Here is a 21,991-nt window from a genome sequence, read left to right as displayed (position 1 = left end):
ACCTGTTCACCGGTGGCCAGCCTGCGATCACCAAGTCGATCACCGACATTTCGGTCACCGGCGACACCAAGTTCGAGAACCTGGTGACCGACAAGACGCCGGTCACCACTACCGTCAGCGACGAGCCAAACGGTGCGGGTAACCTGGTGAAAGTCAGCATCACGCCGGTCACCGACACGGTGAACGAAGCGACTGCGCCGACCTTCAAGGTGACCCTGAACCAGGCCATCGATAAGCCGCTGACCGTGCTGCTGAGCACCGGTGAAACCGTGGTGTTCGCCGCTGGCGAGACCACCAAGACCATTTCGGCGCCAGCCCAGGGTGATGACGTGTTCATCGACAAGGGCCAGATCACCGTCAGCATCGACAAGGCCACCGTTACCGGTGCGCCGCTGGAGAACCTGCAGATCGGTACCCCGGCGACCGTTCAGGTCACCGACACCATCAGCAAAGTCACCGCTGTCCTGTCGGTGGACAACACCGCTGTAGTCGAAGGTGGCAAGATCACCTACACCGTGACCCTGATCAGCGAAGACACCAAGCTGCCAGTGACCGGCCACGGCGGTGTGACTGTGACCCTGACTGGCGGCACAGTCGTGACTATTCCGGCGGGTTCTGCCTCGGGTACCGCCTTCGTCACTGCGCCGAACGACCTGTATGCCGGTGGCCAGCCTGCGATCACCAAGTCGATCACCGACATTTCGGTCACCGGCGACACCAAGTTCGAAAACCTGGTGACCGATAAGACGCCAGTGACCACCACTGTCAGCGACGAGCCGAACGGCGCCGGGAACCTGGTGAAAGTCAGCATCACGCCGGTCACCGACACGGTGAACGAAGCGACTGCGCCGACCTTCAAGCTCACCCTGAACCAAGCCATCGATAAACCGCTGACCGTGCTGCTGAGCACCGGTGAAACCGTGGTGTTCGCCGCTGGTGAAACCACCAAAACCATTTCGGCGCCTGCCCAGGGCGATGACGTGTTCATCGACAAGGGCCAGATCACCGTCAGCATCGACAAGGCCACCGTCACCGGTGCGCCGCTGGAGAACCTGCAGATCGGTACCCCGGCGACCGTTCAGGTCACCGACACCATCAGCAAAGTCACCGCTGTCCTGTCGGTGGATAACACCGCTGTGGTGGAAGGCGGCAAGATCACCTACACCGTGACCCTGATCAGTGAAGACACCAAGCTGCCAGTGACCGGCCACGGTGGTGTGACCGTGACCCTGACTGGCGGCACGGTCGTGACTATCCCGGCCGGCTCGGCCTCGGGTACCGCCTTCGTCACTGCACCGAACGACCTGTATGCCGGTGGCCAGCCTGCGATCACCAAGTCGATCACCGACATTTCGGTCTCGGGTGACACCAAGTTCGAAAACCTGGTGACCGATAAGACGCCAGTGACCACCACTGTCAGCGATGAGCCGAACGGCGCCGGGAACCTGGTGAAAGTCAGCATCACTCCAGTCACCGAGTCGGTGAACGAAGCGACTGCGCCGACCTTCAAGCTCACCCTGAACCAAGCCATCGATAAACCGCTGACCGTGCTGCTGAGCACCGGTGAAACCGTGGTGTTCGCCGCTGGTGAAACCACCAAAACCATTTCGGCGCCTGCCCAGGGCGATGACGTGTTCATCGACAAGGGCCAGATCACCGTCAGCATCGACAAGGCCACCGTCACCGGTGCGCCGCTGGAGAACCTGCAGATCGGTACCCCGGCGACCGTTCAGGTCACCGACACCATCAGCAAAGTCACCGCTGTCCTGTCGGTGGATAACACCGCTGTAGTCGAAGGTGGCAAGATCACCTACACCGTGACCCTGATCAGCGAAGACACCAAGCTGCCGGTGACTGGCCACGGTGGTGTGACCGTCACCCTGACCGGTGGCACTCAGGTCACCATCAACCCGGGCTCGGCGACTGGCACTTTCAGCATCAATGCCCCGGATGATGTTTATACGGGCGGTCAGGACACCATTACCAAGTCGATCACCGGCATTGCTGTCGCTGGCGACAAGGTCTTCGAAAACCTTGTGGCAGGTACCAACTCCGTCAGCACCACGGTAAGTGACGAGCCAAGTGGCCAAGGTGATATTGCCAAGGTCAGTATTACCGGCACCACTTCGCTCACCGAAGGCGAAACTGGCGCTTACACGCTGACCCTGACCCACGCCTCCAAGGCCGAAGTCACGATCACCCTCAGCTACAGCGGCACCGCCAAAAACGGTGAGGACTTCACCGGTGTCACCACTGTGAAGATCCCGGCCAACAGCACAGGCACCACGTTCAACATCGCTACCATCGACGACAAGCTGGTCGAAGGTACCGAGAACTTCGTGGTGAAGATCGAAACTGCCACCGGTGGCAACTTCGAGAACCTGCAGGTTGATAGCAGTAAATCGAGCGTGACTACCACCATCCTCGACAACGACAACCTGCCGGTTTCACCTGGTGGCGCGGTGTTTGGCGTGGAAGACACCGACTACGTGTTCGCCTGGAGTGATTTCAAAGTCACCGATGCCGATGGCAACACCGGTCTGTCCGTGACCATTACTTCGATCCCTGGTGCCGGCAACCTGCAGTTCTTCAACGGTACTGCCTGGGTGAATGTGACCGTTGGCCAGGTGGTGAGCCAGGCTGACATCATTGCCAAGAACCTGAAATTCGTTCCGCTTCTCAACCAGTCGGGCTCGGATAACTACGGTGGCAATGGCGTGGGTAACCAGAAGGCTGACTACGCACAGTTCAAGTACAAGCCGAACGATGGCACCAACCTGGGCACAGAAGTGACCATGAAGGTCGACATCAGCCCGGTAGCCGACAAACCGACGCTCAGCTTCGGCAGCGCCGATATCGACTCCAAAGGCCTGACCAAAGAAGTCTGGACCAGCCTCAAAGGCCTCGGTACTGGCGGCAATGGCATTACCGGTGAGGACCTGAAGACGGTATTTGCCAACTCTGGCAATGCCAACTCCAGCAGCACCACTACCAACGTGCAGTCCGATGGCAGCGTCACTGCTGGCACCGGTTCGAAAACGTCGGGCCTGATCTACCTGGAAGCCGGCAAGACCTACACCTTCAGCGGTACCGCCGACGACAGCTTCGTGGTCACCATTGGTGGCAAGACGGTGGTCACGGCCACCTGGGGTGCCGGTGGCCAGGTTTCGGGTACCTTCACCCCGAACACCAGCGGCTACTACCCGATCGAGGTCTACCATGCCAACCAGTCTGGTCCAGGCAGCTATGACCTGAACATCCAGGTAGGCTCGGGTGCGGTCACTGACCTGAGCAGCTCGAACATCAAGATGTATCAGAACGTGACCGAGATGGCCAACGCCGGCTTGGGCGTGTCCGATCTGCACACCGTGAATGGTCAGAGCTACTACGATGGCTACAAACTGAACGAAGGGCCGGAAGGTGGCTCGGTGAAACTGGTTGGTATTAATACTGCCCTGACCGACACCGACCGTTCCGAAACCCTGAACGTTAGCCTCAGCGGCATTCCGAAAGGCACTGTACTCAGCGATGGTGCAGGCCACACGGTCACAGTAGGCAGCGCACCGGTGGATGTGACCGGCTGGAAACTCAGCGGCCTTACCCTCACCCCACCGACCTACTACAAAGGCTCGTTCGACATCACGGTCACCTCGACTGCCACCGAAAGCCTGGGCGGTTCGGCCATCACCACCGGCAACATCCCGGTGACGGTGTACGGCGCAACCTACAAGGCCAGCGTGGGTACTTCGGGCAATGACACACTGACCGGCAGCGAAGGCAACGACATCATCGTCGCCGACGTGTCGGGCCTGAACGTGGTGGCGGGCAAGAACTACAATATTGCGTTCATCGTCGACAGCTCCGGCAGCATGACCGATGCGTCTATTGCCGCAGCCAAGGCCCAGCTGGCGTCTGTGTTTGCCACCTTGAAAGCCAGCCTGGGCTCGGACACCTCGGGTACGGTCAACATCTTCCTTGTCGACTTCGACACGCAGGTCAACAAGAACGTTGCTGTGAACCTGGCCGATCTTAACGCCTTGAATGACCTGCAAGCGGTCCTGAAGTCGATGCAAGGCGGGGATGATGGTGGTGGCACCAACTACGAAGATGCCTTCAAGACCACGGCCAACTTCTTCAAGAGCACAGTTGCGATCAGCAATACCGGTGCAGAGAACCTGACGTACTTCATCACCGACGGTAAGCCGACCTATTACCAGCGAAATGAAGTAACCGATAAACGCCTGTGGACTGGTGGCAAAACGCTTGACGAAGTAGTCAATGTCAATAACTACAAAGCTGGGGGCACGTTCAGTGAATGGGCCGATTCGACTCACAAGGTCGACATCAGCAGTGCTGGCGTTGTCAAGGTATCGACGTATGGCTACAACTGGTGGGGCAGCTGGGGTGTAACTTCCACAGAGACTGTGGGGACCATTCATGCCCAAGGGGACGGCACGTATGAGTTCTCCAGCCTGGGTGGCACAGGTAGGGGGACTAGCTCGAACTGGTCCGATTCAGCATCCAATACGACTGATAGCTTCACGCTGCTGGGCGGCAGCACTACCTTGCAAGGCTTGAGCAAGGTGCAGGCGATTGGACTGAACGATGATGTCAGCCTCTCCGACCTGAAGCCCTATGACAGTGCCGGCAAGCCGCAGACTAATATCGATCCTTCCAATCTGGCCAGCGCAATCCTTGGGCATACCGAGGCAACGCTGCCAGGTGCAGACAGCATCGATGGCGGCAACGGCAACGACATCATCTTCGGTGACCTGATCACCCTCAATGGTGTCGTCAGCGAGGGGTATCAGGCCCTGCAGACTTACGTTGCGCAGAAGAGCGGTGTCGAAGCCAGCGCTGTTACCACCAGCAACGTGCACCAGTACATCACCGAGCACTACACCGAGTTCGATATCTCCGGTGCCAACGATGGCAAGGACTTCTTGTCCGGCGGCAACGGCAACGACATCCTCTTCGGCCAAGGTGGTAACGACACGCTCGATGGTGGCCGGGGTAATGACATCCTGCTGGGCGGTACTGGCAATGACACCCTGATCGGTGGCCACGGCGACGATATCCTGATCGGTGGCAGCGGTGCCGACACCTTCGTGTGGAAGGCGGGTGATTACGGCAACGACGTGATCAAGGACTTCAAGGTAGGCGAGAAAGACAAGATCGACCTGAGCGATCTGCTGCAAGGTGAGAAGGGCAGCACGATCGACAACTACCTGAAACTCACCACGGTGGAAGGCACTACCACGTTGCAAGTCAGCAGCGAAGGCAAGCTCAACGCCGCAGGTGGTATCGCCAACGCCGACGTGACCATCAAGCTGGAAGGGGTGAACTGGTCCAACACCACGATCAACTCGTTGATCAGCGGTGCTGACCCGACCATCATCATCCACAACAAAGACAGCTGATGCGCTGGAGGGCCGCTTTGCGGCCCTTTCGCGACACAAGGCCGCTTCCACACGGGTCTTTCCCGCAATCTGCTGACAGCGCATACTCTGGCGCCGGGCCTGCGCGCCTGGCGATCTTTGCCTATGCTGCTGTCTACCAACAAGGAACCAACGTGACGAGGGACACCGCCATGTTCTACGTGCAACGCGACGCCACCGGCCAGTTGCTGCGGGTAGAAGCAGCCGCTTTTGACCAGTTCACCGAAATGCTCCCCGCCGACCATGCCGATATCCAGGAATGGTTTGCCGATGACGTCGTGGAAAACAGCCTCAACCAGCTCAAGCAAAGCGACCTGGACATGATCCGCGTGCTCGAGGACCTCATCGACGTGCTGACCGCCAAGGGCGTGTTCAAGATCACCGACTTGCCCGCCGGCGCCCAGGCCAAGCTGCTCAACCGCTCCACCGCGCGCAAGGCGCTCAGCAGCCTTAACAACCTGATCGACGAAGAAGAGCAGGGCGGGCTGATCTGACAACTGGGCAGCCCCGGCGACCGTGATATGGTTATTCTTTAAAGGTATTTAAAATATCGCACTTATGACTTTATAGTCACATCCACTGCGTACCCGTCGACCAATCGATGCGCCGCACGACTTGAACCCACACGGGAAATCCCCGTGCGTTTCTGATCGTTGCGCGCTCTTGAAGTCGCGCACTGCGTGGGAGTGATAAATGTCAGCCGCCTCGAACGCCTTGTCGACCATCGACAGCGCCCAGCCGCAAGTTTTCGAAATCCGCCCGTTCTCCGGTGCCGTAGGCGCCGAGATCAACGGCCTGGACCTGGCCAAACCGGTCAACGCCGAGGATTTCGCCCGTATCCATCGCGCCCACCTCGACCACCATGTGCTGGTGTTTCGCGACCAGCGCATCAGCCCGGAACAGCAGATAGCCTTCAGCCGCCGCTTTGGCGAGCTGCAAATTCATGTGCTCAAGCAGTTCCTGCTCACAGGTCATCCCGAGATCCTGATCGTTTCCAACATCATCGAAAACGGCCAGAACATCGGCCTGGGTGATGCCGGCAAGTTCTGGCACTCCGACCTGTCATACAAGGCGTTGCCCAGCCTCGGTTCCATGCTGCATGCCCAGGAACTGCCCAGCGAAGGCGGCGACACGTTGTTCGCCGACATGCACAAAGCCTGGGACGCCGTACCCGGCGCCCTGCGCAAGATAGTCGAGGGGCGCAGTGCTGCTCACTCCTACACCGCCCGGTACGGCGAGACCAAATTCGAAGGCAACTGGCGCCCGACCCTGACCGCCGAACAGTTGGCGCAGGTACAGGAAGTCATTCACCCCGTGGTGCGCACCCACCCGGAAAACGGCCGCAAGGCACTGTTCGTCAGTGAAGGGTTCACCACCCGCATCATTGGCCTGCCAGACGACGAAAGCCGCGACGTGCTGCAACAGCTATACGCCCTGAGCGTGCTGGAGCAGAACACCTACCGCCACCAATGGCAGCCCCACGACCTGGTGTTCTGGGACAACCGCTCGCTGATCCACCTGGCCACCGGCTGCCCCGCACACCTGCGACGCAAGCTGTACCGCACCACCATCCAGGGCGACGCCCCGTTCTGACGACTGAGGACATCTTCATGCGCAAATCCATCAGCCGCCTGGCGGCAAGCATCGGCCTGGGCGCGAGCCTGGTCGTCGGCACCCTGGCCGCCCCCGCAGTGGCCCAGGCCGAAGGCAAGATCCGTATTGCCGAACAGTTCGGCATCGTCTACCTGCTGCTGAACGTGGTGCGTGACCAGCACCTGATCGAAAAGCACGGCAAGGAGCAGGGCATCGACATCGAGGTCGACTGGGCTCAGCTGTCGGGGGGCTCGGCCATCAACGACGCACTGTTGTCCGGCTCGGTGGACATCGCCGGTGCGGGTGTCGGCCCCCTGCTTACTGTGTGGGACCGCACCAAGGGTCGGCAGAACGTGAAGGCGGTGGCCTCGCTGGGCAACTTCCCGTACTACCTGGTCAGCAGCAATCCCAACGTGAAGACTATCGCTGACATTTCCGACAAAGACCGCATCGCTGTGCCAGCGGTGGGTGTTTCGGTGCAGTCGCGCTTCCTGCAGTACGCCGCGGCCCAGCAGTGGGGCGACAAGGAATACAACCGCCTCGACAAATACACCCTCGCCGTACCGCACCCGGATGCTACCGCCGCGTTGCTGGCGGGCGGTACCGAGCTGAACGGGCATTTCTCCAACCCACCGTTCCAGGACCAAGTGCTGGCCAACAAAGACGTGCACGTGGTGCTCAACAGCTATGACCTGCTCGGCCCCAACTCGCCGACCTTGCTGTTTGCCACCGAGAAATTCCGCAAGGACAACCCCAAAACCTACAAGGCCTTCGTCGACGCCCTGGCCGAAGCCGCAGACTTCGCCCAGAAAGACAAGGCCGCTGCCGCCGACACCTACATCCGTGTGACCAAGGCCAAGATCGACCGCGACGCGCTGATCAAACTGATCGACAACCCGCAGTACGAATTCACCGTCACGCCAAAGAACACCTACAAGCTGGCCGATTTTCTCTATCGGGTCGGCGCCATCAAGCACAAGCCGGAATCGTGGAAGGATTACTTCTTCCAGGATGAACGCCCGCTGCAGGGGAGCTGATCGACCATGACCGCCCCATTGCCAGGCCACACGGCCAGCAACCTGAGCCGTGTCGCAACGCCGCCTTTGCTCAAGGTGGATAACCTCAGCCTCGAATACCGCACCGCACAACGCGTGGTGCGGGCCACCCACCAGGTCAGCTTCGAAGTCGACCGTGCCGACCGCTTTGTGCTGCTGGGCCCCTCCGGTTGCGGCAAGTCCACCTTGCTCAAAGCCGTAGCCGGTTTCATCCAGCCGCAGGAAGGGCAGATTCTGCTGCAGGGCGAAGCGGTCCGTGGCCCCGGGCCCGACCGCATCGTGGTGTTCCAGGAGTTTGACCAACTGCCGCCGTGGAAAACGGTGAAGCAGAACGTGATGTTCCCACTGCTGGTGTCGGGCCAGCTCAAGCGCGCCGATGCCGAGGAGCGGGCGCTGCATTACCTGGAGAAGGTTGGCCTGGCCGCCTTCGCCGATGCCTATCCGCATACCTTGTCGGGCGGCATGAAGGCACGCGTGGCGATTGCCCGGGCCTTGGCCACGCAGCCAAAGATCCTGTTGATGGATGAGCCGTTCGCCGCCCTTGATGCGCTGACCCGGCGCAAGATGCAGGAAGAGCTGTTGCTGCTGTGGGAGGAAGTGCGGTTTACCCTGCTGTTCGTGACCCACTCCATCGAGGAGGCGCTGGTGGTCGGCAACCGTATCCTGCTGCTTTCGCCACACCCGGGGCGGGTGCGGGCTGAAGTGCACAGCCATCAGTACGACCTTGCGAGCCTGGGTGGCAGCGACTTCCAGGCCAGTGCCCGGCGTATCCACCGCTTGCTGTTTGATGAGGCAGATACCCCGGAAAAGCCCAACGACATTGGCTTCAACGCTATTCGCATTGCCTACTGACAGGAGCTTCAGCCATGACCACTACACCTGTACGCCAGGAATACGAGGTGCAGCTGCAGCCCCTGCTCAGTGTGCCTCTGGAACGACAACTGCCGTTGGCCCAGCGCCTGTGGCAGCAAGGCTGGCTGCGCAAGGCAGTTATCCTGCTGGTGATCGCTGTGCTGTGGGAGGCCGTCGCCCGCTATCAGGACAACGACCTGCTATTGCCTGGCTTTGTACAAACTGCCGCAGCGCTGTGGGACGGCATGATCAGTGGTGAACTGCCGGCCAAGGTTGGCGTGTCGCTGGTGATCCTGCTCAAGGGCTACGTGCTGGGCATCGTCCTGGCCTTCGGCCTGACCAGCCTGGCAGTTTCGACCCAGCTGGGCCGGGACCTGCTGGGCACGTTGACCTCGATGTTCAACCCGCTACCAGCCATTGCCCTGCTGCCGCTGGCTTTGCTGTGGTTCGGGCTGGGCGACAACAGCCTGATCTTCGTGCTGGTGCATTCGGTGCTGTGGGCCTTGGCGCTGAATACCTACGCGGGCTTTCTTGGTGTCTCGGAAACACTGCGCATGGCTGGTCGCAACTATGGCCTGAAAGGGCTACGACTGGTGCTGCACATCCTCGTGCCGGCGGCATTGCCATCAATCCTGTCGGGGCTGAAGATCGGCTGGGCTTTTGCCTGGCGCACCCTGATTGCCGCCGAGCTGGTGTTTGGGGCCAGCAGCGGTAAAGGCGGGCTGGGCTGGTACATCTTCCAGAACCGTAACGAGCTGTATACCGACAAGGTATTTGCCGGGTTGGCGGTGGTGATCCTGATCGGTTTGCTGGTGGAAGGGTTGGTGTTCAACACCCTGGAGCGGCTGACCGTGCGGCGTTGGGGCATGCAGCGCTGACCTGCACTGGCCCTGTCGCCGGCAAGCCAGGTACTCCACGGGTCGTGAGGCTTGTGGAGTACCTGTGGGCGCTGGCTTGCCGGCGATAGGGCCAGTACAGCTATCAAGTCAGGTACTGAGCTGCCGCATTGCTCAGGATCTTGCCAATTTCTTCCCTCAATACTGAAGGCTGCTCCACCACCAACCCATCCCCATGGCTCAGCAGCCACCAGCGCAATGGCCAACCGTCACTCACCGTGGCCCGCAACCGATGCCCATGCTCCAGCGCCGTCAGCTGCATGTCGCTGCTCAACGGCGCATCGCGCAACTGCCGCGCCAGTGCATCGCTGATTCGCGCCACCAGCTCCACGCCCTCACCCTTCGCCGGTTGCAACGCATCCCCCCGCAGGTGCGTCAGCAAATCGAAGTTACCGCGCAACTCACCCACCGCACTCGCTGACCAGTGCCAGCCAAACGGGATGCTCTTGTCATTGCGTTCCAGCGGAAAGATCAGCGACAGCTCATTGAGGTCGCGCTCTACAGTGCGTTTGCTGACCGTGAAGCCCACATCGCGCAGCCCCCAGACAAGCTCGGCGCTGGTAATACCTGGGGAGCGGCTGGGCAGCTGGCGCAGCAGTGCCCACTGACGGCTGAGAGTGGCGCGAGTGGTGGCGAACGGCAAAATGTAACGTCCTTGTCTAGGCTTGCCGCAATAGGATGGCGGCACGCGTGTTGTATGGCAATTGGCCACAGCCTGCTCAGATCAAGGAACTCGCATTTGGTTGCCATGTACCGAATCGTTCGCGACAGGTTTTGACGTGACGTCACGCAGAATCACGCCTCATCACAGCCGAAGGTTGGGTTGTGCGTCGTTCAATGAGGATGAACATGTCTGCTGCCAGCAATATCCATTCGCTGCTTGCCCGCCTTCTGCCCGAGCGGGTCATTGCGCCACCGGCCCCGGTCGGGAGGCGACAGCGGCTGTTTGCCGGTGTGGGGTTGCCCAGCCAGCGCTCGATGCTGGTCAACCGCCTGGATGAGGCCAGCGACCTGCAGGCCGTATATGCCGACTTGCGTCGCCAGGCGTTGCTAGGCAGCGTGGCGGCGCTGAACGACCTCGGCTGGATCTGGCTCAACGGCAAGTACTGGCGTGCTGATACCGTGCTGGCCGGCCACCTTCTGCGCATGGCAGCCCTGCAGGGCAATGCTGCGGCCTGGTTCAACCTTGGGCAGCAGCATTACTTTGGCAAAGGTATCGACCCTTCCTACGTGCAGGCGGCGGAGTGTTACCGACAGGCCTTCGAACGGGGCATGCTGCATGCCGCCGCAGCACTGGGTGACCTGTATGAGGAGGAGGTGTGCGATGGCGACCTTGATTGGCAGGTCGACCTGGTACAGGCCTACCAGTGGTTCATGCGCGGGGCCGAGCGGGGCGAGGCGCGTTGCCGCTTCGAGGTGGGTTACAGGTTGATGCACGGGCTGTACGTAGAGGCCGACCTCAAGGCCGCTCTCTATTGGCTGGAGCTGGCGGCTGCGGCGGGGGTGGTGCAGGCAGCAGAGGAGCTGGCGGTGCACTTCAGCAGCCGTGATGCGGCGCGGTACCAGGAATGGCGGGACCGGGCGGTGCAGATGGGCAGCACATTGGCACTGACCATGAAGCTGGAAGACCAGATCCAGCCCTGAAATTTCTGCTGCCTGTGCCGGCCCTATCGCCGGCAAGCCAGCTCCCACAGGGAATCCCAGCCTTCAGAATCTGTGGAGTACCTGTAGGCGCTGGCTTGCCGGCGATAAGGCCAGCACAGGCAGACACAAAGCCCATCATGAACAACAATTCATCCTTACCCCTCATCGCCCACTGTTGACGACAGGGGGAGGGCAAGGCGTATATTGATAGTTAGCAAACTATGAATATCCTTGGTTCCCTTCATGTCCCTTGATCTCCTGCGCCTGCAAGTCAGCAGTGGCTTGGTGGTAGCCGCCCGTCATTGGCGGCGCATCTGCCATACCGCCCTGACCGGTTACGGTATTTCCGAGGCCTGCGCTGCGCCGCTGCTGATGATCGTGCGCCTGGGCGACGGTGTGCACCAGGTGGCGGTGGCCCAGGCCGCCGGCCTGGAAAGCCCATCGCTGGTGCGCCTGCTCGACCAACTGTGCAAGGCCGGCCTGGTGTGCCGCAGCGAGGACCCACTGGACCGCCGCGCCAAGGCCCTGAGCCTGACCGCCGAAGGCCGTGCCCTGGCCGAAGCCATCGAAGCTGAACTGGTGCGTCTGCGCCGCGATGTGCTCAACGGTATCGACCAGGCCGACCTGGACGCCACCTTGCGCGTGCTGCGCGCCTTCGAAGCTGCCGGCCTGGGCAGTACGGGCGGGGTGGCATGAACGGCTTCTTCAGTTCGGTACCCCCGGCCCGCGACTGGTTCTACGGCGCGCGTACCTTCGCCGCTTCCATGATTGCCTTGTACATCGCCTTGCTCATGCAACTGCCGCGCCCCTACTGGGCCATGGCCACGGTGTACATTGTCTCCAGCCCGTTCGTCGGCCCGACCAGCTCTAAAGCGCTGTACCGCGCAGTGGGCACGTTACTGGGTGCCGGCGGGGCGATTTTCCTGGTGCCGCCGCTGGTGCAATCGCCGTTGCTGTTGAGCATCGCCATCGCCCTGTGGACCGGCACCTTGCTGTTCCTGTCGCTGAACCTGCGCACGGCCAACAACTACGTGCTGATGCTGGCCGGCTACACGTTGCCGATGATCGCCCTGGCAGTAGTCGACAACCCGCTGGCTGTATTCGACGTAGCCTCTTCCCGCGCTCAGGAAATTTGCCTGGGGATCGTCTGTGCGGCCGTGGTTGGCGCTATTTTCTGGCCACGCCGGCTGGCCCCTGTGGTGGTGGGTGCCACCGGGAACTGGTTCAACGAGGCAATCCGCTACAGCGATACCTACCTGGCCCGCGAAGCGAGTGCCGACAAGGTGGGTGGCATGCGCGGGTCGATGGTCGCCACCTTCAACTCGCTGGAGCTGATGATCGGCCAGCTAGGCCACGAAGGCGCCGGCCCCCATACCTTGAAGAATGCCCGCGAACTGCGTGGGCGGATGATTCACCTGCTGCCGGTCATTGATGCGCTCGACGACGCACTTGTGGCCTTGGAGGGCCGTGCCCCGGCCCAGTTCGCCCAGCTTCAACCCGTGCTTGAAGCCGCGCGCGAATGGCTAAAAGGCACTGCTGACAGCGCTTCGGTAACGCGCTGGACCGCGCTGCATGAGCAGATCGACCGCCTGCAGCCCGGTGCCGCCGCCCTCGATCAGCGCGCCGAGCTGCTGTTGTCCAACGCCCTGTACCGCCTGACCGAATGGGCCGACTTATGGCAGGACTGCTGCACCCTGCAGCACGCCTTGCGTACAGACGATGCCAAGCCTTGGCGCGCGGTGTACCGCCACTGGCGGCTGGGCCGGCTGACGGCGTTCTTCGACCGCGGCCTGATGCTGTACTCGGTGGCCTCCACCGTACTGGCGATCGTGGTCGCCTGCGGGCTGTGGATCGGCCTGGGCTGGAACGACGGCGCCAGCGCTGTGATCCTCGCTGCAGTATCGTGCAGCTTCTTCGCCGCCATGGACGACCCTGCGCCACAGATTTACCGGTTCTTCTTCTGGACGCTGATGTCGGTCATCTTCTCCAGCCTGTACCTGTTCCTGGTGCTGCCCAACCTGCACGATTTCCCGATGCTGGTGCTGGCCTTTGCCGTGCCGTTCATCTGCATAGGCACCCTGACCGTACAGCCGCGCTTCTACCTGGGCACCTTGCTGACCATCGTCAACACCTCGACCTTCATCAGCATCCAGGGCGCCTACGACGCTGACTTCTTCACCTTCCTCAACTCCAACCTTGCCGGCCCTGCAGGCCTTCTGTTCGCCTTTATCTGGACCTTGGTCATGCGCCCCTTCGGCGTGGAGCTGGCGGCCAAACGCATGACCCGCTTCGCCTGGCGCGACATCGTTGAAATGACCGAGCCGGCGACCCTGGCCGAACACCGTCAGGTTGGCGTGCAGATGCTCGACCGCCTGATGCAGCACCTGCCGCGGCTGTCGCAAACCGGCCAGGACAGCGGCGTGGCACTGCGTGACCTGCGTGTGGGGCTGAACCTGCTCGACCTGCTGGCCTATATGCCGCGCGCCGGCCAGCAGGCGCGCGAGCGCCTGAACACGGTGGTCGAGGAAGTTGGCGCGCACTACGCCGCTTGCCTGCATGCCGGTGAACGCCTGCATGCTCCGGCCGCGCTGCTGCGCAACATGGAGCGTGCACGCCTGGCGCTGAACCTGGACGAGCTGTACGAGCGCGGCGATGCCCGCACCCACCTGCTGCATGCCCTGAGCGGCCTGCGGCTGGCGCTGTTGCCGGGTGTGGAGGTGATGCTCGAACCCGCCGAACAACCGCAACTGCCCCCTGGGCTCGACGGAGCGCCCCTGTGATTGGTGAACTGGATATCAGCGGGGTATTTCTGCCCACGCTGCTGGTGATGATGTTTGGCACCTACCTGTTGTTCCTGGGGGTGCATGCGGTGCTGGTGCGCCTGCATTTCTACCGCCTGGTCTGGCACCGGGCGTTGTTCAACGTTGCTCTGTATGCCGTGCTGCTTGGCGCGGTGGACCACTTTTGCCGAAACCTGATGCTGCCATGAAAAAACCTTTGCTGACCTTGGGCCGTGTGGTCCTGACCTTGCTGGTAGTGACCTTCGCCGCCGTGCTCGTGTGGCAGATGGTGGTGTACTACATGTTTGCCCCCTGGACTCGCGATGGCCACATCCGCGCCGACGTGATCCAGATCGCCCCTGATGTGTCGGGGTTGATCCAGAAAGTCGAGGTGCGCGACAACCAGACCGTCAAACGCGGCGACGTGCTATTCACCATCGACCAGGACCGCTTCACCCTGGCCTTGCGCCAGGCTAAGGCGACGCTGGGCGAGCGCCAGGAAACCCTGGCCCAGGCTTCGCGTGAAGCGCAGCGCAACCGCAAGCTGGGTAACCTGGTGGCCGCCGAGCAACTGGAAGAAAGCCAGTCGCGCGAGGCTCGCGCGCGTTCAGCCGTCAGTGAGGCGCAGGTGGCGGTCGATACTGCCCAGCTCAACCTCGACCGTTCGGTGGTGCGCAGCCCTGTGGACGGCTACCTCAACGACCGCGCGCCGCGTAACCACGAATTCGTTACCGCCGGCCGCCCGGTGCTGTCGGTGGTCGACAGCGCCTCGTACCATGTCGATGGTTATTTTGAGGAAACCAAGCTTGGTGGCATTCACATTGGCGATGCGGTGGACATTCGCGTGATGGGCGACAACACCCGTCTGCGCGGCCATGTGCAGAGCTTTGCCGCCGGCATCGAAGACCGTGACCGCAGCAGCGGCGCCAACCTGCTGCCCAATGTCAACCCGGCGTTCAGCTGGGTGCGTCTGGCCCAGCGTATTCCGGTGCGCATCGCCTTCGATGAAGTGCCGCAAGACTTCCGCATGATTGCCGGGCGCACCGCCACGGTGTCGATCATCGAGGGCGAGCGCCCATGAAACAGCTGATCCTGGCCGGCCTGTGCCTGTCGCTGGGGGCCTGCATGATGGTAGGGCCCGACTATGAGTTGCCCAAGGACGCGGCGGTGCAACGCAGCGACCTGAGCGGCCCGCTACGCCAGGATGCCGACAGCGTTGTATCGGCACCGGTGCCCGAGGACTGGTGGCAGCTTTATCAGGACCAGCGCCTGAACGAGCTGGTACGTCAGGCCCTGAGTGCCAACACCGAACTGCGCGTGGCGGCTGCCAACATCGCCAAGGCCCGCGCCCAGGTTGAGGTGGCCGAGTCGCAAGGGGGCTTCAACGGTGGCGTCAAGCTTGGCGCCCAGCGGTTGCAGGAGTCGGGCGAAGCCTTCCTGCAGCCGGAGAAGGTACCGGTGGCCAACATTGGCGAGGCCATCATCAGTGCCTCGTACCAGTTCGACCTGTGGGGCACCTTCAAGCGCGGCACCGAGGCCGCAAAGGCCAATGCCGACGCGGTCCAGGCCGCTGCCGATACTGCCCGTATCACCTTGGTGGCGGATGTGGTCAAGGCCTACACCCAGGTGTGCTCGGCCAACGAGGAACTCCACATCGCGCGCGAGTCGCTGGACCTGCAGGAACAGAGCGTGACGCTCAACCAGCGCCTGCGCGATGCCGGCCGCGGTGATGAAACCCAGGTCACCCGCTCGCAGACCCAGTTCAAATCCTTGCGCGCCGAACTGCCACGCTTCAAGGCCGAGCGCGAGACGGGTATGTACACCCTGGCTGCGTTGTTGGCCAAGCCAGTGGATCAGCTGCCTGCCGGCACCGTCGACTGTGCCGAGCTGCCGCACCTGAATCAGCTGGTGCCGGTGGGCGATGGCGCGGCCCTGCTCAAGCGCCGCCCGGACGTGCGTCAGGCCGAACGGCAGTTGGCTGCTGCCACTGCCTACATCGGTGTGGCCACCGGGGCGCTGTACCCGGACATCAGCATTGGTGCCCAGGTTGGCACTATCGGCATTCTGGAGAACCTCGGCGAGCCGTCTACCAACCGCTGGGGCTTCGGCCCGCAGATCAGTTGGACCATCCCCACCAACGGCACCCGTGCGCGTATTCGCATGGCCGAAGCCTCTACCCAGGCGGCGTTGGCGAACTTCGATGGCGTGGTGCTGAATGCCATTCGCGAAACCCAGACCCGGCTGGCCCAGTACAGCGCCCTGCTGGACCGGCGTGATGCCTTGGCCGAGGCAGAAAAATCGGCCAAGGAAGCCGCAGACCAGACCCACCGGTACTACCAGGCAGGGCGTGAGTCGTTCCTGGCGGATTTGCAGGCCACGCGCACCTATACCGACATGCGTGCGCAGTTGGCAGCGGCCAATAGTCAGGTAGCCATGGGGCAGATTGGGGTGTTCCTGGCGCTGGGTGGTGGCTGGAAGGACACCGCCAAGCCTTGAGGCCCAATCGCCGGCAACCCAGCTCCCCCAGCTGAGCCACAGGCCTCGAGAACTGTGGAGCACTGTAGGAGCTGGCTTGCCGGCGATCGAGGGCAGAGCCCTCGCCTAGGTTCTAGAGCTGTAAGACATTTCCGAACTTGAAACCAAATGCTTCAGTTTTGAATCCCTGTGGAATTATCCTACGACCGCTGTCGGATGGCGCTGACTTGGCTGGAATGTGCTCCGGGAATAACGTCCTCAGGTCGCCTTGCAAGGCGATCGGGATTGAGACCCCCGGCCATACAGAGCTGCACCGCTTCATGGCGGTCGTGCGCGGGCAGGCTTTAGCCTGGTCGGGTTTTCCCTGTGGCCCGGGTCTCACCCCTCGCACGACTGCCACCCTAATCCGTGAGACGAGAAGGAGTGCAGTTCATAGAAATCCACAAGGGAATCAACTATGAAAAAGCTCGTCCCCGACCCACCTCTCACCGATCTGCTCCTACTCGACCCACCAAACTTGTCACTCGTCGACCCGCTCAGCATCGATGACTGCAAGCTGCTTACCAGCGCCCTAACCCTGAGCATCGAGCAAACCACCACTGTCCTGCTCGCCAACGACCCGGGTGCCACGCGCAACGCCATGGGCATGAACATTCGTGTGCTGTGCGCCGTGATCAATGCGTTGTCCGATCATGTACGGCAAGGGGACAAGCGATGAGCAACGACCCAAGAGACACTTCCACCGTTGGCATGGAAACCTTTGACCTGTTTCGCCTGCAGCCCAATGTGCCGTTCAATCACGCATTCTCCCAACTGTCAGTGTTACTTGGCTGCATCCGCCACCTCACTACCGAGGCGGAAATGGAAAACGACCGCATTGCCGGGAGCGCTGCGCGGATACTCAGCGAGATGGCCAAGGCACTGATCGATGATATGGAGCGGGGACTGAACAAGGTTCTCCAATAGCCTGCAAAAACCAGGGCCGCAGCGCGGCCCATCGCCGGCAAGCCAGCTCCCACAGGTACGTCACTTCGTTCAAGCCTCGTGAGTCACCTGTAGGAGCTGGCTTGCCGGCGATAGGGCACTATCAGGCAACGTCCCATCAAACCCAAATCGCATCCCAATGAGGATAATCCCCAACCCTCGCGACCAAACCCGCTCGCTTCGGGTTCAGAACAATATACCGTGCCACCGTCTGCACATCCTCTTCCCGGCGCAAAGCCCGGTCATGAAACCCCTTTTGCCAAAGCCGCCCGCTTCGTCCGCTATGCCTGTTGATCATCATGGTGCTACGGGACTTAACCCGGCGCATCAAGCGCTTCAGGCTGCCCGGACCAAGCTCGACTAGCCAGTGAAAGTGGTCAGGCATCACTACCCAAGCCAAAGATCTGATTGCACCTTCCTCTTCAGCCTGACGCAGCTCAGCCACCAGCAAGCGGGCCGAGTGAAAATCACTGAAAATCGGTGCCCTGCCATGGGTTGTGCTGGTAAGCAGATACAAGTAACTGGTTTCCGAAAACCGGCCAAGCCGTAACTGGTTTGAATGGGGACGATCCATGTTCCCTGCCCCCTGTTGGTTTGCCCATCAGACTAGTGACGATGGCTCAATTGACGATTACTCAATTGGTACCCAGTGTTTCCTGTGACATCGGCGTGGCCTCCATCGCCGGCAAGCCTGCCCCCACTGATCAGCGCAGGTTCTGAGGGCGGCGGAATACTTGTGATCTGATTTGTAGCAAGATTTTTCATGAAATCCGCCCAGGACCCTTGAGCGAAGGCAAGTCGGAGTGAACAATGTTCTCTTTCGCATTCCCTTCGAGACTGGCCATGAAAACCCCTTCACGTCTGCTTGCCTGGTTACCGGCTTTATTGCTCGGCCCGGTGCTGGCGCTGTGCAGCACCCTGGCGCTGGCCGAGTCCCCCGCCGAGGCCGGCAAAGCCCTGCACCTGCTGGACTACATCGGCGCCGACTACCCGCCGACCGTACAAGGCGGCAAGGTGATCGACGAGGGCGAATACCGCGAGCAACAGGAATTCAGCGCGGTATTGGCCGACCTGGTCAAAGCCCTGCCCGCAAATACCGAGCAAGCCGCCCTGGAGCAGGGCGTCCAGACGTTACGCCAGGCCATTGATCAGCGTCAGGAGGGCACCGCTGTCGCCAGGCAGGCCCGCCAGCTGGGCGCGCGGCTGGCAGTGGCCTACGAGGTCAGCCAAGCCCCGGTGATTACCCCGGATCCGGCCCGCGGCGCTGCGCTGTATGCGCAAAACTGCTCGATCTGCCACGGCGACGCAGGCGCAGGCGACGGCCCCGCTGGCGTGGGCCTGGAGCCAGCTCCCGCCAACCTGCGCGATGTCGCGCGTCTGGACCAGTTGAGCCTGTTCGACCTCTACAATACGCTGGCCCTGGGCATCGACGGCACCGAAATGCCGTCGTTTGCCGACCAGCTGGACGACCGCCAGCGCTGGGACGTGGCCGCGTACATCGCCAGCTTCACCGCCAAGCCGGAAGCGGGCAAGGGCGACAAGACCTGGAACCTTGCCGACCTGGCCCGGCAGACTCCGGCCGAAGTCGCCGCTAACGAAGGCAGCGCGGTCGTGGAGGCGTTCCGTGCCCAGCGTGCCCAGCCGCCGCAAGTCAAGCGTGGCCCGGCGCAACTGCTCGAATACACCGCCAGCACGCTGGACAAAAGCCTGGCGGCCTACCGCGCAGGTGACCACGACCAAGCCTATGACCTGTCGGTAGCGGCCTACCTGGAAGGTTTCGAGCTGGTGGAAAGCTCGCTGGACAACATCGACACCCAAGCGCGTAAGGACACCGAAAAATCCCTGATGGCTTACCGCCAATCGCTGCAGGACGGGCTACCCGTTGCCCAGGCCGAGCAGCGTCTGGCCGAAGCCAAGAGCAAGCTCGGCCAGGCCGCGAAGCTGTTGGGCAGCGATGGCCTGAGCTGGTCGCTGAGTTATATCTCCGGTTTGCTGATCCTGCTGCGCGAAGGCCTGGAGGCGATTCTGGTGCTGGCGGCGATCCTCGCCTTCCTGCGTAACACCGGGCAGCAGTCGGCGGTCCGCAGCGTCAACATCGGGTGGGGGCTGGCGCTGGTTGCCGGTTTCGCAACCTGGGCGCTGGCGGCCTATGTGATCGATGTGGGCGGCGCCCAGCGCGAGCTGCTGGAGGGCTGCACGGCGCTGTTCGCTGCGGTGATGGTGCTATGGCTCGGTGTATGGATGCATGACCGCCGCCACGCTGCCGCCTGGAAGGACTACATCAAAAGCAGCCTGGTCAGCGGCGGCGGGCGCTTTGGCTTTGCCATGCTGGCGTTTTTCTCGGTGTACCGCGAACTGTTCGAAGTGATCCTGTTCTACGAAACCCTGTGGTTACAGGCCGGCCCTGCCGGGCACCAGGCGGTGCTGGCGGGTGGCGCCACGGCGCTGGTACTGCTGGTGGGCCTGGCCTGGGTGATCTTGCGCGGTTCTGCCAAGCTGCCGCTGACGCTGTTCTTCAGCATCAACGCCGCGCTGCTGTGCGCGCTGTCGGTGGTGTTTGCCGGGCATGGCGTGAAGGCGCTGCAAGAAGCCGGGGTGCTGGGCACACGGCCGGTGGCGTTCTTCGAGTTCGATTGGCTGGGCATTCACGCTGATGCCTACTCGCTGTCGGCACAGGCGGTGGCCTTGCTGGCCATCGTGTTCCTGTATGGGCGCTCGTGGCTGGTGGAAAAGCGCAGGGCTACTGCCAACTGACCGGGGGCCGCGCTGCGGCCCCCACCCCGACCGCATCCGTTTCAAGCCATGTGCAATACCTGTGGGAGCTGGCTTGCCGGCGATGGGCTGCATGGCAGCCCCTTGTGATCTGGGTTCAGGCCGGTTGTGGCGCCTTGAGGATGTTCTGCAGCAGCTGGACACTGTCAACGGCGTCGTGACCCAGGCTGGTCAGGTAGCCGCCATCGGGTTGATCGGTCAGCCCCTTTTCATGCAGGCGTTGCGCAGCGGCGACCAGGGCAGGGGCGGCGTTGCTGTTTATCTTGATGCCTTCCTGGCTGCTGTCGTGTTTGAACAGCGCGAGTACTTCCAGTTCAGCGATCAGATCGGGGGTAAAGGACATGGCGACTCCTGACTTCCAGACAAGGATGGCGGCACCGCTTGCGGTGCCTGACCTTCGAGTGTAGTCGGGTTATTCGTCCTCGCCTTGATCCATCTCAGGGGGTAGCTCCGGCAGCGCCCGCAGGGCGTTCTCGTACCACTCGCCGTTGAACGCGCGGTCTTCCACCAGCATGTTGTCAATTTCGAAGGCCAGCACATGGGCCATCAGGTTGAGAATGTCTTCACGTTCCCAGCCAACCAGGGTCAGCTTGTTGAAAGTGGCCTTGGCTGCCGGCGGCTCGCCGCTTTCGATCTGGTTCTCGATGGCCTGGGTCAGCGTTGCCTCGGCGAAGGCTTCGTCGTCGTCATTGTCGATGTCGGTGGGCTCGCTCATTGGCGGTACTCCTGTGGTGGGATGCACAGTGTGCCACGCCTGTACCGGCAATGTCCGGGCATTGACGAGGTGCATGACGCTGGTCAGGAACAGGCGTACGGTCTATAAAAGCCCAGCCAACCCCTTACGGCCTGGAGGCTGTTACCTCATGCTCAAGCTTCATGGATTCTCGGTCAGCAACTACTACAACATGGTCAAGCTGGCCCTGCTGGAAAAAGGCCTGCCCTTCGAAGAAGTCACCTTCTATGGCGGCCAGGCGCCACAGGCGCTGGAAGTGAGCCCACGGGGCAAGGTGCCGGTGCTGCAGACCGAGCACGGCTTCCTCAGCGAAACCAGTGTAATCCTCGACTACATCGAACAGACTCAGGGCGGCAAGGCACTGCTGCCGGCCGACCCGTTCGGGCAGGCCAAGGTGCGCGAACTGCTCAAGGAAATCGAGCTGTACATCGAGCTCCCGGCGCGTACTTGCTATGCCGAGTCGTTCTTTGGCATGTCGGTTGAGCCATTGGTCAAAGAGAAGGCGCGTGCCGATTTGCTGGCCGGCTTTGCCACCCTCAAACGCAACGGGCGCTTTGCACCCTATGTGGCGGGTGAGCAGCTGACGCTGGCAGACCTGATGTTCTGCTTCTCGGTCGACCTGGCTTATGCGGTGGGCAAGAAAGTGCTGAACATCGACTTTTTGGCGGACTTCCCGCAGGCCAGGGCGTTGCTGCAGCTGATGGGCGAGAACCCGCACATGGCGCGGATCGTGGCGGACAAGGAAGCGTCGATGCCGGCCTTCATGGAG

Annotated in this window: 20 protein-coding genes; 16 read left to right on the top strand and 4 right to left on the bottom strand. The window is 61.8% G+C overall.

What is annotated here, in order from left to right:
• The 6 genes from ACK1VC_RS21480 to ACK1VC_RS21455 all read left to right on the top strand — a co-directional run.
• On the top strand, nucleotides 1–5,420 hold a 5,420-nt coding region (locus ACK1VC_RS21480), incomplete at its 5' end, for an immunoglobulin-like domain-containing protein (RefSeq protein WP_449118039.1).
• A gap of 170 nt (nucleotides 5,421–5,590) precedes the next feature.
• The gene (locus tag ACK1VC_RS21475) at nucleotides 5,591–5,932 is read left to right on the top strand and encodes a hypothetical protein (RefSeq protein ID WP_016484321.1); all 342 of its coding nucleotides are present in this window, start codon (nucleotides 5,591–5,593) and stop codon (nucleotides 5,930–5,932) included.
• 199 nt (nucleotides 5,933–6,131) lie between these two features.
• Complete coding sequence (locus tag ACK1VC_RS21470; RefSeq protein ID WP_095116566.1) at nucleotides 6,132–7,031, top strand: TauD/TfdA dioxygenase family protein; 900 nt, start codon at nucleotides 6,132–6,134, stop codon at nucleotides 7,029–7,031.
• 17 nt (nucleotides 7,032–7,048) lie between these two features.
• Entirely contained in the window at nucleotides 7,049–8,068 is a 1,020-nt protein-coding gene (locus ACK1VC_RS21465) for an ABC transporter substrate-binding protein (protein ID WP_060518129.1), read from the top strand.
• Nucleotides 8,069–8,074: 6 nt separating this feature from the next.
• The gene (locus ACK1VC_RS21460; protein WP_016484324.1) at nucleotides 8,075–8,938 is read left to right on the top strand and encodes an ABC transporter ATP-binding protein; all 864 of its coding nucleotides are present in this window, start codon (nucleotides 8,075–8,077) and stop codon (nucleotides 8,936–8,938) included.
• Nucleotides 8,939–8,952: 14 nt separating this feature from the next.
• Nucleotides 8,953–9,816: an ABC transporter permease gene (locus ACK1VC_RS21455; protein WP_016484325.1), complete on the top strand. Its 864-nt coding sequence runs from the start codon at nucleotides 8,953–8,955 to the stop codon at nucleotides 9,814–9,816.
• A 103-nt stretch (nucleotides 9,817–9,919) separates the two neighbouring features.
• Here the strand turns inward: ACK1VC_RS21455 and ACK1VC_RS21450 are convergent, their stop codons facing one another.
• Entirely contained in the window at nucleotides 9,920–10,477 is a 558-nt protein-coding gene (locus tag ACK1VC_RS21450) for a WYL domain-containing protein (RefSeq protein WP_016484326.1), read from the bottom strand.
• 206 nt (nucleotides 10,478–10,683) lie between these two features.
• Here ACK1VC_RS21450 and ACK1VC_RS21445 point away from each other — a divergent pair, with 206 nt between their 5' ends.
• From ACK1VC_RS21445 to ACK1VC_RS21410, 8 genes are all read left to right on the top strand, one after another.
• Entirely contained in the window at nucleotides 10,684–11,478 is a 795-nt protein-coding gene (locus ACK1VC_RS21445; RefSeq protein WP_023047948.1) for a tetratricopeptide repeat protein, read from the top strand.
• A gap of 243 nt (nucleotides 11,479–11,721) precedes the next feature.
• Nucleotides 11,722–12,174, top strand: coding sequence for a MarR family winged helix-turn-helix transcriptional regulator (locus tag ACK1VC_RS21440; RefSeq protein WP_060518123.1), 453 nt, complete (start codon nucleotides 11,722–11,724; stop codon nucleotides 12,172–12,174).
• On the top strand, nucleotides 12,171–14,258 hold the full coding sequence (locus ACK1VC_RS21435; RefSeq protein WP_102689386.1) for an FUSC family protein: 2,088 nt from the start codon (nucleotides 12,171–12,173) through the stop codon (nucleotides 14,256–14,258). The genes ACK1VC_RS21440 and ACK1VC_RS21435 overlap by 4 nt, the downstream gene beginning before the upstream one ends.
• The gene (locus tag ACK1VC_RS21430) at nucleotides 14,255–14,467 is read left to right on the top strand and encodes a DUF1656 domain-containing protein (protein WP_003255905.1); all 213 of its coding nucleotides are present in this window, start codon (nucleotides 14,255–14,257) and stop codon (nucleotides 14,465–14,467) included. The genes ACK1VC_RS21435 and ACK1VC_RS21430 overlap by 4 nt, the downstream gene beginning before the upstream one ends.
• The gene (locus ACK1VC_RS21425) at nucleotides 14,464–15,339 is read left to right on the top strand and encodes an efflux RND transporter periplasmic adaptor subunit (protein ID WP_016484331.1); all 876 of its coding nucleotides are present in this window, start codon (nucleotides 14,464–14,466) and stop codon (nucleotides 15,337–15,339) included. The genes ACK1VC_RS21430 and ACK1VC_RS21425 overlap by 4 nt, the downstream gene beginning before the upstream one ends.
• Nucleotides 15,336–16,754, top strand: coding sequence for an efflux transporter outer membrane subunit (locus ACK1VC_RS21420; RefSeq protein WP_060518120.1), 1,419 nt, complete (start codon nucleotides 15,336–15,338; stop codon nucleotides 16,752–16,754). The genes ACK1VC_RS21425 and ACK1VC_RS21420 overlap by 4 nt, the downstream gene beginning before the upstream one ends.
• 436 nt (nucleotides 16,755–17,190) lie before the next feature.
• Nucleotides 17,191–17,451 (top strand): hypothetical protein, encoded by a 261-nt coding sequence (locus tag ACK1VC_RS21415; protein WP_016484333.1) that lies wholly within the window; start codon nucleotides 17,191–17,193, stop codon nucleotides 17,449–17,451.
• Complete coding sequence (locus tag ACK1VC_RS21410) at nucleotides 17,448–17,699, top strand: DUF3077 domain-containing protein (protein ID WP_016484334.1); 252 nt, start codon at nucleotides 17,448–17,450, stop codon at nucleotides 17,697–17,699. The genes ACK1VC_RS21415 and ACK1VC_RS21410 overlap by 4 nt, the downstream gene beginning before the upstream one ends.
• 136 nt (nucleotides 17,700–17,835) lie before the next feature.
• Here ACK1VC_RS21410 and ACK1VC_RS21405 read toward each other — a convergent pair whose 3' ends face one another.
• Nucleotides 17,836–18,291, bottom strand: coding sequence for an REP-associated tyrosine transposase (locus tag ACK1VC_RS21405; protein WP_016484335.1), 456 nt, complete (start codon nucleotides 18,289–18,291; stop codon nucleotides 17,836–17,838).
• A 236-nt stretch (nucleotides 18,292–18,527) separates the two neighbouring features.
• Between ACK1VC_RS21405 and ACK1VC_RS21400 the strand changes: the two genes are divergently transcribed.
• On the top strand, nucleotides 18,528–20,471 hold the full coding sequence (locus ACK1VC_RS21400) for an FTR1 family protein (protein ID WP_016484336.1): 1,944 nt from the start codon (nucleotides 18,528–18,530) through the stop codon (nucleotides 20,469–20,471).
• Nucleotides 20,472–20,586: 115 nt separating this feature from the next.
• On the opposite strand, the gene ACK1VC_RS21395 is transcribed toward ACK1VC_RS21400, so the two are convergent.
• Nucleotides 20,587–20,832 (bottom strand): TIGR02647 family protein, encoded by a 246-nt coding sequence (locus ACK1VC_RS21395; protein ID WP_016484337.1) that lies wholly within the window; start codon nucleotides 20,830–20,832, stop codon nucleotides 20,587–20,589.
• Nucleotides 20,833–20,901: 69 nt separating this feature from the next.
• Nucleotides 20,902–21,204, bottom strand: a complete 303-nt coding sequence (locus tag ACK1VC_RS21390) for a hypothetical protein (protein WP_016484338.1) — start codon at nucleotides 21,202–21,204, stop codon at nucleotides 20,902–20,904.
• Nucleotides 21,205–21,352: 148 nt separating this feature from the next.
• On the opposite strand from ACK1VC_RS21390, the gene ACK1VC_RS21385 reads away from it, so the two are divergent.
• The coding region (locus tag ACK1VC_RS21385) for a glutathione S-transferase (RefSeq protein WP_449118038.1) at nucleotides 21,353–21,991 on the top strand (639 nt) is incomplete at its 3' end.

It is taken from the genome of Pseudomonas sp. XP2 (assembly GCF_053557975.1).
The sequence above is the reverse complement of the archived record's forward strand: the minus strand, read 5'-3'. Positions and strand labels throughout refer to the sequence as shown.